The 13,345-nt window shown below is 74.9% G+C and carries 10 protein-coding genes; 6 read left to right on the top strand and 4 right to left on the bottom strand.

What is annotated here, in order from left to right:
- The first annotated feature begins 36 nt into the window (after positions 1-36).
- A complete protein-coding gene (locus AB0C84_RS36120; RefSeq protein WP_361075061.1) occupies positions 37-3,093 on the top strand; it encodes a BTAD domain-containing putative transcriptional regulator in 3,057 nt (1,018 codons plus the stop codon).
- On the opposite strand, the gene AB0C84_RS36115 is transcribed toward AB0C84_RS36120, so the two are convergent.
- The gene (locus tag AB0C84_RS36115; RefSeq protein ID WP_339155422.1) at positions 3,090-4,304 is read right to left on the bottom strand and encodes a hypothetical protein; all 1,215 of its coding nucleotides are present in this window, start codon (positions 4,302-4,304) and stop codon (positions 3,090-3,092) included. The genes AB0C84_RS36120 and AB0C84_RS36115 overlap by 4 nt on opposite strands.
- A 214-nt stretch (positions 4,305-4,518) precedes the next feature.
- On the opposite strand from AB0C84_RS36115, the gene AB0C84_RS36110 reads away from it, so the two are divergent.
- Entirely contained in the window at positions 4,519-5,454 is a 936-nt protein-coding gene (locus tag AB0C84_RS36110; RefSeq protein ID WP_361075058.1) for a pyridoxamine 5'-phosphate oxidase family protein, read from the top strand.
- Between the two features lie 17 nt (positions 5,455-5,471).
- Here AB0C84_RS36110 and AB0C84_RS36105 read toward each other — a convergent pair whose 3' ends face one another.
- From AB0C84_RS36105 to AB0C84_RS36095, 3 genes are all read right to left on the bottom strand, one after another.
- Positions 5,472-6,530, bottom strand: coding sequence for an NYN domain-containing protein (locus tag AB0C84_RS36105; RefSeq protein ID WP_179846100.1), 1,059 nt, complete (start codon positions 6,528-6,530; stop codon positions 5,472-5,474).
- A gap of 90 nt (positions 6,531-6,620) precedes the next feature.
- Positions 6,621-6,863, bottom strand: coding sequence for an acyl-CoA carboxylase subunit epsilon (locus AB0C84_RS36100; protein WP_361075056.1), 243 nt, complete (start codon positions 6,861-6,863; stop codon positions 6,621-6,623).
- Positions 6,864-6,893: 30 nt separating this feature from the next.
- Complete coding sequence (locus AB0C84_RS36095) at positions 6,894-8,486, bottom strand: acyl-CoA carboxylase subunit beta (protein WP_361075053.1); 1,593 nt, start codon at positions 8,484-8,486, stop codon at positions 6,894-6,896.
- 154 nt (positions 8,487-8,640) lie between these two features.
- Between AB0C84_RS36095 and AB0C84_RS36090 the strand changes: the two genes are divergently transcribed.
- Genes AB0C84_RS36090 through AB0C84_RS36075 form a run of 4 tightly spaced genes read left to right on the top strand, consistent with a single transcriptional unit; the run spans position 8,641 to position 13,265 of the window.
- Positions 8,641-11,241 carry a phosphoenolpyruvate carboxylase gene (locus AB0C84_RS36090; protein ID WP_361075100.1) on the top strand — a complete coding sequence of 867 codons (2,601 nt, stop codon included), beginning with the start codon at positions 8,641-8,643 and terminating at the stop codon, positions 11,239-11,241.
- A complete protein-coding gene (locus AB0C84_RS36085; RefSeq protein WP_361075051.1) occupies positions 11,238-11,687 on the top strand; it encodes a GNAT family N-acetyltransferase in 450 nt (149 codons plus the stop codon). Before AB0C84_RS36090 ends, AB0C84_RS36085 begins: the two co-directional genes overlap by 4 nt.
- A 34-nt stretch (positions 11,688-11,721) precedes the next feature.
- Entirely contained in the window at positions 11,722-12,057 is a 336-nt protein-coding gene (locus AB0C84_RS36080; protein WP_179846103.1) for a YciI family protein, read from the top strand.
- On the top strand, positions 12,054-13,265 hold the full coding sequence (locus AB0C84_RS36075; protein WP_361075049.1) for a sigma-70 family RNA polymerase sigma factor: 1,212 nt from the start codon (positions 12,054-12,056) through the stop codon (positions 13,263-13,265). Before AB0C84_RS36080 ends, AB0C84_RS36075 begins: the two co-directional genes overlap by 4 nt.
- Positions 13,266-13,345 lie beyond the last annotated feature (80 nt).

Below are 13,345 nucleotides of genomic sequence, written 5' to 3'. Positions count from 1 at the left end.
GACGACGTCCAGCGACCGGAGAACGGCAGGGGCGCGATGGTGACACGGCAGGGGCGCAGGGCACCCGTCCGGGTGCGCAGGCAGCGCAGCGCGGGCGACGTACTGGCCGGGATCGGGGCGCTCGTCCTGCTCGCCGCGCTGATGGCGGGCGTGCCGTTCGCGCTGCTGACGATCTTCGGTTCGCCGCTGCCGGACCACGTGCCGTCCGCGTCCGACCTCACGCACAAGGTGGGGCCGGGCTCGCTCATCGCGATCCTCGTGGTGCTGGTGTGGCTCGCCTGGATCCAGCTCGCGGCGTGCGTGGTCGTCGAGGTGTACGCCGGGATCCGCGGCGTCGGCGTGCCCGCGCGGGTGCCGCTCGCGGGCGGCACGCAGTCGCTCGTGCACCGGCTCGTCGTGGCCGCGCTGCTGCTGTTCACCGCCACCACCGCGATCATGCCGGCGCTCTCCGGCGGCGGGCTGTCCCAGCGGCCGCCCGCCGTGCAGATGCAGCCGCAGTCGCAGGAGTTCCACCGGATCCCCGAGGCGCCGGAGCGCCCCGCCGCCGCCCCGGCCGCCGAGAACCTCGCCGCGCACCCGGCGGAGAAGGCCGCCACCACCAAGATCTACCGGGTGCACCCGCCGGAGGGCCGGCACCACGAGTCCCTGTGGGAGATCGCCGAGAAGTGCCTCGGCGAGGGCCGCCGCTACAACGAGATCTACTCCCTCAACAAGGGCCACATCCAGCCGGACGGGACGCGGCTGACGATCGCGAGCCTGATCCGTCCCGGCTGGATCCTGGAGATGCCCGCGGACGCCAAGCACGCGCAGGTCATCCCCACCAAGGACCTCCACGACTACTTCAAGCACGGGCACGCCGTCCCCGACGCGCCCGCCAGGACGAACCCGGCCCCGCCCGCGGTGCCGAAGCCCACCCCGCCGGCGCAGCAGACACCGCCCGCGCAGCAGGCTCCGCCGACGCAGGCTCCGCCGACCCATCAGGCGCCGCCCACGCATCAGCCGCCCACGCAGGAGGCCCCGCCGACGCAGCCGCCCGCCTCCCAGGCCCCGCCGGCCGTCCCGCGGCCGTCGGCCACGCCGACCCCGGCGCCGCAGCACACCGAGCCGAAAGCGCCAGCGACCGAAAAGCCCGCATCGGAGAAGCCGGCGCCGGAGAAGCCGGAGACGGCGCAGCCGTCCGCGCACGACGGCGGGACGGAGCGGCCCTCGGACGAGACCGGCCGCACGTTCGACGTGAGCTGGCCGCACGGCATCGCGGCGGCGTCGCTGCTCGCCGCCGGGCTGCTCGGCGCGCTCGGCCGGCGGCGCCGCACCCAGATGTGGCACCGCGCGTTCGGGCACATGATCGTCCGGCCGGAGGGGGCCGCGGTCGAGGCGGAGCGGGCGCTGCGGATCGGCGCCGACGAGGACGCCGCGCGGCTGCTCGACCTCGGGCTGCGGCACATGTCCAAGTCGATGGCGGCGGGCGGGCGCGCCCTGCCGACCATCTACGGCGTGCACCTCGGGCACGGCAGCCTCGACCTGTGGATCGCGCCCGCCGACCGGAACCCGCCCGCGCCCTGGCAGGCGTTCGACGACGGGCAGGTGTGGCGGCTGGGCGCCGACGCGCTGCCGGGCCTGGAGGCCTCCGACCTCGTCGACGTCCTCGCCCCCTACCCCGGCCTGGTCTCGATCGGCACGAACGACAACGGCCGCATCCTCGTCGACCTGGAGGCCGCGCACGGGCTGATCGCGCTGCGCGGGCCCGAGGACACCCGCCGCGCCGTGCTGTCGGCGGTCGCGCTGGAGCTGGCCACCAACCGCTGGTCCGACCACATGCGGATCACGCTCGTCGGGTTCGACGCCGAGCTCGGCGAGGGCCTGGCGGAGATCGCCCCGGACCGCGTCCGGTCCGTCCCGACGCTGGAGGACGCGCTGCCCGAGCTGGAGGGGCGCAGCGAGGAGGTGCGGCAGGCGCTCGCCGCGTCCGGCGTCGACTCGGTGCTCACCGGACGCTGCCGCGGCGTGTTCGGCGAGGCGTGGATGCCGCACTACCTGATCATGGCGGACCAGCCCGCGGAGCGGGACGCCGACCGGCTCGTCGCGCTGGCCCGCACCGGCACCCGGATGGCCGCCGGCTACGTCGTGCCCGGCGACGTGCAGGGCGCCACCTGGACGTGGGACGTCGACGCCGCCGGGCGCCTGCAGGCCGGCGTGCTCGGCTTCGACGTCGAGGCGCAGCTCGTCGGCGACGACGACTACCGCGGCGTGTTCGAGCTGTTCCGGACGGCCGCGCGGCTGGAGCCGGTGGAGCTGCCCGGCCTCGCCGGCGGCGAGGAGCCGCCGACCGCGCAGGAGTCGTCGGTGGAGGTCCGGCTGCTCGGCCCGATCGAGGTCGACGCGCCGGGGCCGATGGACGAGTCCCGCCGCGAGCTGTGCACGGAGCTGCTGGTGTACCTCGCGGCGCACCCGGAGGGCGTCCACCCGACGGTGCTGTCCGGCGCGATCTGGCCGCGCGGCACCAGCGCCGGGGTCCGCGACGCGTCCGTGGCCCGCGTGTCGGACTGGCTCGGCCGCGACGCCCGCGGCCGCCCCAACCTGTACCACGACGACCGGGGCCGGATCCGGCTCGGCTCCGAGGTGCGCGTCGACCTGAACGTGTTCCGCTGGCTGGTGTGGCGGTCGGCGGCCGAGCCCGCGTCCGAGACCGCCTACATGGCGTACGCGCTGGACCTCGTCCGCGGCCCGCTCCTCGCCGACCGGCCGCGCGGCCGCTACGCCTGGCTCGCCGACCACGACCTGGAGTTCGAGGCGCCCGCGCGGGTGATCGACGTCGCGCACCGCCTCGTCGTGCTGCGGCTGGAGGAGGGCGACCCGCGCGGCGCGGTGAGCGCGGCCCGCGCCGGGCTGCGGCTCGCCCCCGAGGACGAGGGCCTGTGGCGCGACCTGCTCCGCGCCACCCACGCGACCGGCGACGTGGCGCAGGTCCAGGTGGCCGTTGACGAGCTGCGCGGCCGCGTCGGCCGGGACCCGCTGTTCGACGGGCTCCAGCCCGAGACGGAGGCGCTCGTCGAGGAGCTGCTCCCCGACTGGCACCCTGTCGGTTCGCGCTAGCGGTACAGGCCGGTGCCGCCCAGCGAGTAGCGGCCCGGCTGCGGATGCACGCACAGGCCCGCCGGGCGGCCGCCGACCCGGACGGACCGGACGACGCGCCCGGTCCGGGTCGAGACGGCGTAGACGAGCCCGGCGGGGTCGGCGAGCCACAGCGCCGTGCCGTCCGAGGACACCCCGCCCGGTGCGGGCGAGCCGCCGCCGGGCAGCGGCCAGCGGGCCGCGACCCGCCGCGATCCGAACTCGACGGCGGTGAGGGCGCCGCCGCCCACGACGAAGAGCCGCCGCGCGTCCCTGCTGATCGCCAGGCCCCGCGCGCCGGGCCCCGTCCGGACGAACCCGGCCAGGGCGAACCGCCGGGCGTCCACCAGCCACACCCCGCCGTGGCGGGCGTCCGCGACGTAGAAGGCGGACCCGTCGGGGGAGAGGCGCAGGTCGCCGGGCCGGGCCCCGTCCGGCAGCCGGATCGTGCCGGAGACGGCGCGGCTCGCGATACCGACGCGGGTGAGCAGGCCGGCGGCGGTGCACGTGGCGACGAGGGACGCGCCGTCGGGCGTGAAGTCGGCGTGCCCGGCCGCGCACGGCAGGGGCGCCGACCCCCGCGGCGCCATCGTGCGCGGGTCGCGCAGGTCGACCCGGTCCGGGCGGCGCGCCAGGACGAGCGCGTCGCGGCCGTCGGGGGTGAAGTAGAGCCCGGTCGGCGCCGTGACCCCGACCGGGCGGCCCCGCCGCCCGCTGCGCGGCCCGAGCGGGATGAGCAGGCCGTTCGCGCGGTCGGTGGCCCACAGCCGCCGCAGATCCCACGACGGCGCCAGCCGCGACGCCGCCCCGGTGTGGAAGCGGCCGACGAGCCGGAGCCCGGCGGCGTCGAGGACGTCGACGTACGGGCCGTTCGGCACGTACAGCCGCGGCGGCAGCCCGCGCGCGGCCGGCGCGAGCATCCCGGGGCCGGTGGCGGCGTAGACGGCGCCGCCCGCGGGCGCGACGGGCACCCCGCCGGGCGGCCCGGACTCGGACGCGCGCGGAGCGGCGCCGCCCGGGCGCGCCGGCAGGTAGGGCGCCGGCCCGCCGAGCCCGACGACCGGGTCGTCCGGGGAGCCCTCCCCGGGCCGGTAGAAGGGGACGGGCGACTCGCACCCGGCCAGGCCGGTCAGCGCGAGGCCCGCGGCGAGCGGCAGCGCGGCGGCCCGTGATCGTCCCTTGTGAGTTCGCATGCGCGGTCTCCCCCATTCACGGCGGGGACCTTACCTACGGACGACGCTCGGTATCCGGTTAATTGCCAAACGTGTTCCCCGCGGAGGCGGTTTCGGGTGCCGGCCGGCCCTCGGGGTGCGCGGTTCACCGCCACGAAAGACGCAAAGCCCACCCGCCCGCTTAAAAAACACTTATGTCTGTTAGATTCGGCGCCGGTCCTGAGGGGAGCGATCGATGACCTTCGCGCACTGGCCCGGCACCGTCGACGACATCATCGGCGGCGACCAGGCCGTCATACTTGCCACCGTCACCCCGGCCAGGGGAGTGGTGCTCACCCCGGTCACCAACTTCGGCGCGCGTGACCGCGACGGCGGAACCATTACGGTGAACAGTTCGGTTGGAGGGTGGAAGAAGCTCCAGCGCATCAAGCGCGAACCCAAGGTCGCCCTGGCCTTCCACACGCGAGACCACGGCTACAGCGACCGGCCCGAATACGTGCTGGTCCAGGGCACCGCATCGCTCTCAGCCCCGCTCGGCGACTACCCCGAGACGCTGGGCGCCGACTGGGAGCGCTTCGACGGGCCCCGCGCCACCGGCCCCTTCTGGAACCGCTGGCTGCGCCTCTACTACACCCGCGTGCTGATCGAGGTCACCGTCGCGCGCATGGTCGTCTGGCCCGACCTCGCCTGCCGGGAGGAGCCCCGCGTGCTCGGACCGGCGCTGCCGAGCGGCCCTCCGGCACCGCACGAGCCGCCCGGCCTGGGCACCGCCCCCCGGATCGACCACGCCAGGGCGTCCAGTCGCCTGGCGGCATTGCCCGAGACCCTGCTCGGCTGGACCGGCGCCGACGGCTTCCCCATGGTGGTCCCCGTCTCCGTCACCGGCCACGACCCGGCCGGCCTACTGCTCGACGCACCTTCCGGGATCCTCCCCGGCGGAGGTCGTCGCGCCGGCCTGACCGCCCACTCCTTCACCAAGTACGTCCAGGGGCAGCACCAGCGCGTCCACACCGGATGGCTGGAGAACGGCCCCGAGGTGCGCTACGCCCCGCACACGGAACTCGCCTACCGGACACCGCCGTCCAGGCTTGTCTACCGGCTCGGAGTGGGCGCCGCCATGCGCGTCGCCCGGCGACGCGCGCGCCGTGCGGGCCACGACATCCTCGGCTGAGGCACCGTGGCCGGTCCTCAGTCGGACTTGCCGATGCCGATGCCGAACTCACGGTAGACGCGCTCCCAGAAGCCGTCGCGCAGCCAGGTGCGGGCCTCCTGGTAGGGGCGCAGCGAACCGCCGAGCTCCTTCTCCGCCTCGATCAGCAGTTCCTTGTCGATGACGGGCGGCAGGATCGGGCCGGGCAGCAGGTCGCGGATGTTGTCCCGGCCCCGCTCGAAGATCCACTTCTGGGCGACGTGCTCGCCGATCTCCAGCATGTGGTCGCGGTCGGGGCCGAGCTTGCCGTCGGACGGCGCGGCCGTGGCGGAGTTCAGCGACGCGGCCACCGTGGCGGGCGTGGCGGCGCCCGGCACCGGGACGGCAGCGCGGGCCGCCGCGGGCGTCGGCTTGACCGACGGGGGGCGCCCCGCGAACACCTGCGACGGTGACGGGACGGGGCTGGAGCGCTGCGCGGCGGCCGCGGCGTCGCGGACCGCGGCGGCGGACCCGGGCGCGGGCACCGGCAGCACCTTGGCCTTGGTGAAGTACGGGCGCAGGAACTCGGCGGGCAGCACCTCGACCGTGTCGGACTCCCAGACCAGCCACTCGGCCTGGTTCGAGCCGTGCGTCGGCTCGACGCCCCACAGGTGCACGCGGATGCCGTAGCGCTGCGCGGCCTCCACGGCGGGCAGCATGTCCTCGTCGCCGGCCAGCAGCACCGCGTCGGTGATCCCGCGGTGCCGGGCCAGGGCCTCCAGGTCGGCGCGCAGCTGGGCGTCCACGCCCTTCTGCTGCCCCTGGGCGTTCAGGTTGCCGAGGCGCAGCTTCACCAGCGGCAGGTTGGCGATCACCCGCTGGTCCACGGTCGGCTGGCGCTTGGGCGCGGCGTCGAACCAGTACACCCGCAGCAGCTCGCCCCGCCGCTGCTCGTCGGCGTGGTCGGTGAGCGCCTTGATGAGCTTCTCCGCGGCGACCCGGTACTCCCGCCGGGATCCGCAACCGAGCAGCAGGGCACCGGAGGCCGCGTAGAGGTACCCCGCGTCGACGAAGATCGCGTATCGCGCGGGCTGTGGGACGTACTCCGAGGTGGCCATGGCCTTCCACCTTATTCGTGCGGAGCGCCCCGCCGGGTGCGAACCACGGTTACATGTCGCGGGGCGGCCCGGCGTGGCCCGCGTCGGGCGTCAGCGCGGCAGGCCGCTCGCCCGCCACGCCCCGGGCCCCCGCGGCCGCGGCGCGCCCGCGAGCGTGGTGCGCACGAGCCGGGAGCGGTCGGCCCAGCGCGACGGCGGGGGCGGGGCCGCGCCGTCGCGGGCCGCGGCGGCGGCCCCGGCGCGGGCGGTCAGCACGGCGACCAGCGCCGCGACCTCCTCCGGACCCGGGTCGCCGCGGACGATCCGCAGGAACGGCTTGCTGTCGGCGGTCACGAGATATCCCACCTTCCGGGCGTGTCCCCGCTAGAGCGGGATGTTCCCATGCTTCTTGGGCGGCAGGGTCTTGCGCTTCTCGCGCAGCGCCCGCAGCGCCCGCACCACCTGCCCGCGCGTCTCCGACGGCTTGATCACGTTGTCGATGTAGCCGCGGTCCGCCGCGATGTAGGGGTTGGCGAGCGCGTCCTCGTACTCGGTGATCAGCTCGGCGCGGCGGCCGTCGGGATCGTCGGAGGCGGCCAGCTCGCGCCGGTACAGGATGTTCACCGCGCCCTGCGCGCCCATCACGGCGATCTGCGCCGTCGGCCACGCCAGGTTGATGTCGGCGCCGAGGTGCTTGGACCCCATGACGTCGTAGGCGCCGCCGTAGGCCTTGCGCGTGATGATCGTGACGAGCGGGACGGTGGCCTCGGCGTAGGCGTACAGCAGCTTCGCGCCGCGCCGGATGATCCCGTTCCACTCCTGGTCGGTGCCGGGCAGGAAGCCGGGGACGTCCACGAAGGTCAGCACCGGGATGTTGAAGGCGTCGCAGGTCCGGACGAACCGGGCGGCCTTCTCGGAGGCGTCGATGTCGAGCGTCCCGGCGAACTGCATCGGCTGGTTGGCGACGATGCCGACCGAGTGGCCCTCGACCCGGCCGAACCCGACGATGATGTTGGGCGCGTACAGCGCCTGGACCTCCAGGAACTCGCCGTCGTCCAGCACGTGCTCGATGGCGGTGTGCATGTCGTACGGCTGGTTCGGCGAGTCGGGGATGAGGGAGTCGAGCTCCTCGTCCACCTCCGACGGGTCGACGGGCACGTCGAACGCGGGCGCGTCGGACAGGTTGTTCGACGGCAGGTACGACAGCAGCGCCTTGACGTACTCGATCGCGTCGTCCTCGTCCGACCCCTGGTAGTGGGCGACGCCGGAGCGCGAGTTGTGCGAGTGGGCGCCGCCGAGCTCCTCCATGGTCACCTCTTCGCCGGTGACCGTCTTGATGACGTCCGGCCCGGTGATGAACATGTGGGACGTCTTGTCCACCATGACGATGAAGTCGGTGATCGCGGGGGAGTACACGGCCCCGCCCGCGCACGGCCCCATGACCAGCGAGATCTGCGGGATGACGCCGGAGGCGTGCACGTTCCGCTTGAAGATCTCCGCGTACAGGCCGAGCGCGACCACGCCCTCCTGGATCCGCGCGCCGCCGGAGTCGTTGATGCCGATCACCGGGCAGCCGGTCGTGACGGCGTGGTCCATGACCTTGCAGATCTTCTCGCCGAAGACCTCGCCGAGGGAGCCGCCGGAGACGGTGAAGTCCTGGCTGAAGACCGCGACGGGACGCCCGTCGACCGTGCCGTACCCGGTGACGACGCCGTCGCCGTAGGGGCGGTTCTTCTCCATCCCGAAGCTGGTGGAGCGGTGCCGCGCCATCTCGTCGAACTCGACGAACGAGCCGGGGTCCAGGAGCGCGTCGATCCGCTCCCGGGCCGTCATCTTGCCCTTGGCGTGCTGCTTCTCCACGGCGCGCGCCGAACCGGCGTGCACCGCCTCGTAGCGGCGCCGTTCCAGGTCCGCGATCTTTCCCGCCGTGGTGTGGATGTCGTAGTCCACCGGGGGTTCAGGGGCTTCCATCGCCATGCGCGCCAGGGTAACCGCCCGCTGATGCCGCGCTCGCGGCCGGGGCCCGCTGACCGGGACCGACGGGGGCGCGGGCCGGTGGGAAGGGGCCTCGCGGCCTCTCGTTACCCTTGGTCGGGTGGCTACGAAGACGCGAGACATCCTCCGGCAGGACATGCCCGAACCGCTGCGCCGCGACGTGCGGCTGCTCGGCGCCATGCTCGGCGACTCCCTCGTGGAGTACGGCGGTCCGGGGCTCCTGGACGACGTCGAGCGGCTCCGCCACGCGGTGATCTCGGCCCGCCGAGGCGAGGCGGGCGGCGACGACGTCGCCGCCCTCGTCGACGGCTGGTCGCTGGAACGCGCCGGCCAGGTCGCCCGCGCGTTCACCGTGTACTTCCACCTGACGAACCTGGCCGAGGAGCACCACCGCATCCGGACGCTGCGGGAACGTGACACCGGCGGCACCGTCGCCGGGTCCGCGGCCGCCGCGGTCGAGGAGATCCGCGCCGCGGGCGACGGACGGCTGGAGGCGGTCGTCGAGGGCCTGGAGTTCCGGCCGGTCTTCACCGCGCACCCCACCGAGGCCCGCCGCCGCGCTGTCGTCACCGCCATCCAGCGGATCAGCGACCTGCTGGCCCGGCTGAACGGCGACCCCGGCGCGAGCGAGCGCGAGGAGACCGAGCGCAGCCTCCGCGAGGAGATCGACCTGCTGTGGCGGACCGCGCTGCGCCGCGTCTCGCAGATGGACCCGCTGGACGAGGTCCGCACCGCGATGGCCGCGTTCGACGAGACGATCTTCCGGGTCGTCCCGCACGTGTACCGGTCCCTGGACCGCGCCCTGGAGGGCGGCGCCGACGCCGGGACCCTCGGCGCCCGCCCGCCGAAGGCCCGCCCCTACCTGCGGTTCGGCAGCTGGATCGGCGGCGACCGCGACGGCAACCCCTACGTCACCGCGCAGGTCACCCGGGACGCCGTCATGATCCAGGCGGACCACGTCCTGCGCGCCCTGGAGGCGGCGTGCGCCCGGATCGGCCGGGAGCTGACCGTCCACGAGTCGACCACGCCCGCGTCCGGCGAGCTGCTGAACGCCCTCGCCGCCGCCCGCACCGCCCACCCGCGGCTGCTCGGGGAGACGGCCAAGCGCTCGCCCGGCGAGCCGCACCGCCAGTTCCTCCTGCACGCCGCCGCCCGCATCTCCGCGACCCGCGAGCGCGACGCCGACCTCGCCTACGACTCCCCGGAGGAGCTGCTCGCCGACCTGCGCGCCGTCCAGGACTCCCTCGCCGCCGCGGGCGCCCCCCGGCAGGCGTACGGGCGCGTCCAGCAGCTCATCTGGCAGGTCGAGACGTTCGGGTTCCACCTCGCCGAGCTGGAGATCCGCCAGCACTCCGAGCTGCACGAGAAGGCCCTGGAGGAGGTCCGCTCCGGAGACGCGCGCTCGGAGATGACCGAGGAGATCCTGGAGACCCTCCGGGTCGTCGCCTGGATCCAGCGGCGGTTCGGCGTCCGCGCCTGCCACCGCTACATCGTCTCCTTCACCCGCTCCGCCGAGGACATCGCGAACGTCCACGCCCTGGCCGAGACCCTCGGCGACGGCGCGCCGGTCCTCGACGTGATCCCGCTGTTCGAGACCGGCGAGGACCTGGAGCGCGCGCCGTCCGTCCTCGACGGAATGCTGGAGATCCCGGCCGTCCGGCGCCGCCTGGAGGACACCGGCCGCCGCCTGGAGGTCATGCTCGGCTACTCCGACTCCGCCAAGCAGCTCGGCCCGACCAGCGCCACCCTGCGGCTGTACGACACGCAGGAGGCCCTCGCCGCGTGGGCGGCCCGGAACGACGTCAGGCTCACGCTGTTCCACGGCCGCGGCGGCTCGCTCGGCCGCGGCGGCGGGCCCGCCAACCGGGCGATCCTGGCGCAGGCGCCGGGCTCGGTCGCGGGCCGCTTCAAGGTCACCGAGCAGGGCGAGGTCATCTTCGCCCGCTACGGCCACGCCGAGATCGCCAAGCGGCATGTCGAGCAGGTCACCAGCGCCGTCCTGCTCGCCTCGACCGACGGCGTCCAGGACCGCGCCCGCGAGGCCGCGGCCCGCTTCCGCCCCCTCGCCGACAAGATCAGCGAGGCGGCCAGGGGCGCGTTCCGGAGCCTCATCGAGACCGAGGACTTCGCCGTCTGGTTCGCCCGGGTCAGCCCCCTGGAGGAGATCGCCGAGCTGCGCATCGGCTCCCGCCCGGCCCGCCGCAAGGCCGCCCGCGGCCTGGAGGACCTGCGCGCCATCCCGTGGGTGTTCGCCTGGACGCAGACCCGCGTCAACCTCCCCGGCTGGTACGGCCTCGGCAGCGGCCTCGCCGCCGTCTCCGACGACGGCCGCGACCTCGCCGAGCTCCGCGAGGCCTACGAGGCGTGGCCCCTGTTCAACACCCTCCTCGACAACGCCGAGATGAGCCTCGCCAAGTCCGACCGCGCGATCGCCGAGCGCTACCTGGCCCTCGGCGAGCGTCCGGAGCTCTCCGAGACCGTCCTGACCGAGTACGACCGCACCCGCCGCCTCGTCCTCGCGGTCACGGGCCACGACCGCCTCCTGGAGAACCGCCGGGTCCTGTCCCGCGCGGTCGAGCTCCGCAACCCCTACGTGGACGCCCTCTCCCACCTGCAGCTACGAGCCCTGAAGGCGCTGCGCGCGGGCGTGCGGGACGACGCGGAGCGCGCCCACCTGGAGGACCTCCTCCTGCTGTCGGTCAACGGCGTCGCCGCCGGCCTCCAGAACACGGGATGACCATGATCAGACCCGCCGCCCGGCCGGACCGCCCCCGCATCGAGGAGATCGTCGAAGCGGCCTACGCCCCCTGGGCCGAGATCATCGGCGCCCGCCCGATCCCCATGGACGCCGACTACGCGACCCTGATCGACGCCGGCCAGGTCTTCGTGACCGTCCCCAGGGACGGCCTGATCGTCCTCGTCCCCGAGGACGGCGTCCTCCTGGTCGAGAACGTGGCCGTGGACCCGGGCCGCCACGGCCGGGGCATCGGCCGAACGCTCCTGGCGTTCGCCGAGGACCGCGCCCGCACGCTGGCCCTGCCCCGCCTGCGCCTGTACACCAACGAGCTGATGACCCCCAACATCGCCCTCTACGAGCGCCTCGGCTACCACGAGACGGGCCGCGAGACCATCGGCGGCCGCGGCATCGTCCACATGGCCAAACAGGTGCCCGCCCGCTCGTAGGGGGTGTGTCGGCGGCGTCGGGCAGAATCCTCCCATGAGGTACGCGCTGCTGATCTGCGATGACGAGTCGGTCTCGCCGAGCAACGAGGAGCTGGCGGCCGATCCCCGGCACCAGGCGTGGCAGGCCGATCTGGACCGGCGCGGCGCGAAGCTCGTCGGTGCGCGGCTGCGGCCGGTGGCGGACGCGACCACGGTCCGGGTCCGCGAGGGGGAGACCCTGGTCGCCGACGGTCCGTTCGCCGAGACCAAGGACTTCGTCGGCGGCCTGTTGATCATCGAGTGCGCGGACCTGGACGAGGCGATCGAGATCGCCGCCGGGCACCCCTACGCCCGCTGGGGCGGCGTCGAGATCCGCCCCCTCTGGGAATGACCGCGCCCGGCGACCGGGTGCGGTCGGCCGTCGAGGCCGCCTACCGGGACGAGTGGGGCCAGGTCGTCGCCACCCTGATCGCGGCCACCGGCGACTGGGACCTGGCCGAGGACTGCGCGCAGGACGCCTTCGCCGCCGCGCTGGCGAGCTGGCCCCGCGACGGCGTCCCGCGCCGCCCGGGCGCCTGGCTCACCACGGCGGCCCGCAACCGCGCGCTCGACCGGCTGCGCCGCGACGCGGCCGGCGCGGCCAAGCTGCGCCTGCTCGCGGCCGGCGGCGCCGGCGAGCCCGCCGAGGAGGACATCCCCGACGAACGGCTCAGACTGATCTTCACCTGCTGCCACCCGGCGCTGCCGTTCCCGGCCCGGGTCGCGCTCACCCTGCGCACGCTGGCCGGGTTGAGCACCGACGAGATCGCCCGGGCGTTCCTGACCGCCGAACCCGCGATGGCGCAGCGCCTGGTCCGCGCGAAGCGCAAGATCCGCGAGGCGGGCATCCCGTACCGGATCCCGGCGGCCGCGCATCTCCCGCGGCGCCTCGCAGCCGTGCTCGCGGTGCTCTACCTGATCTACAACGAGGGGTACGGCGAGGAGGGGCGGCGGGGCCTGGCGGCCGAGGCCGTCCATCTGGCGCGCGTGCTCGTCCGGCTGATGCCGGCCGAACCCGAGCCGCGAGGGCTGCTCGCGCTGATGCTCTTGCACGAGGCCCGCCGTCCCACCCGCACGGACGGCGGCGTCCTCGTCACCCTGGAGGACCAGGACAGGTCCCGGTGGGACCGGGCGCTGATCGCCGAAGGCGTGGAGACGCTCGACCGGGCGGTCGCGATGCGGCGCCCCGGCCCCTACCAGGTGCAGGCCGCCATCGCCGCCTGCCACGCCACGGCGCCCGGCGCGGCGGCCACCGACTGGCCGCAGATCGCGGCGCTGTACGGCGAGCTGGCCCGGCTGGCGCCGTCCCCGGTCGTGGACCTCAACCGCGCTGTGGCGGTCGCGATGGCGGACGGCGTCGCGGCGGGCCTCGCCCTCGTCGACGAGCTCGCGGCGTCCGGGAGGCTCGCCGGGTACCACCTCCTGCCCGCGACCCGCGCCGACCTGCTCCGCCGCGACGGCCGCGCCGCCCAGGCCAGAACGGCGTACGAGGAGGCGCTGGCGCTCGCGCCCACCGAGCCCGAGCGCCGCTATCTGGCGCGCCGCCTCCGCGAACTCTGAGAAATTCTTCGCCGCGGGTGTCGATCCCGGCGGGCGCCCTTCGTCGGTGGGGCGAAGGTCCACCGAGAGGAAGGGAAGCC

Origin of the sequence: Actinomadura sp. NPDC048955 (assembly GCF_040649435.1) — a bacterium.
In the GTDB taxonomy this organism is placed as follows: domain Bacteria; phylum Actinomycetota; class Actinomycetes; order Streptosporangiales; family Streptosporangiaceae; genus Spirillospora; species Spirillospora luteofluorescens.
The sequence above is the reverse complement of the archived record's forward strand: the minus strand, read 5'-3'. Positions and strand labels throughout refer to the sequence as shown.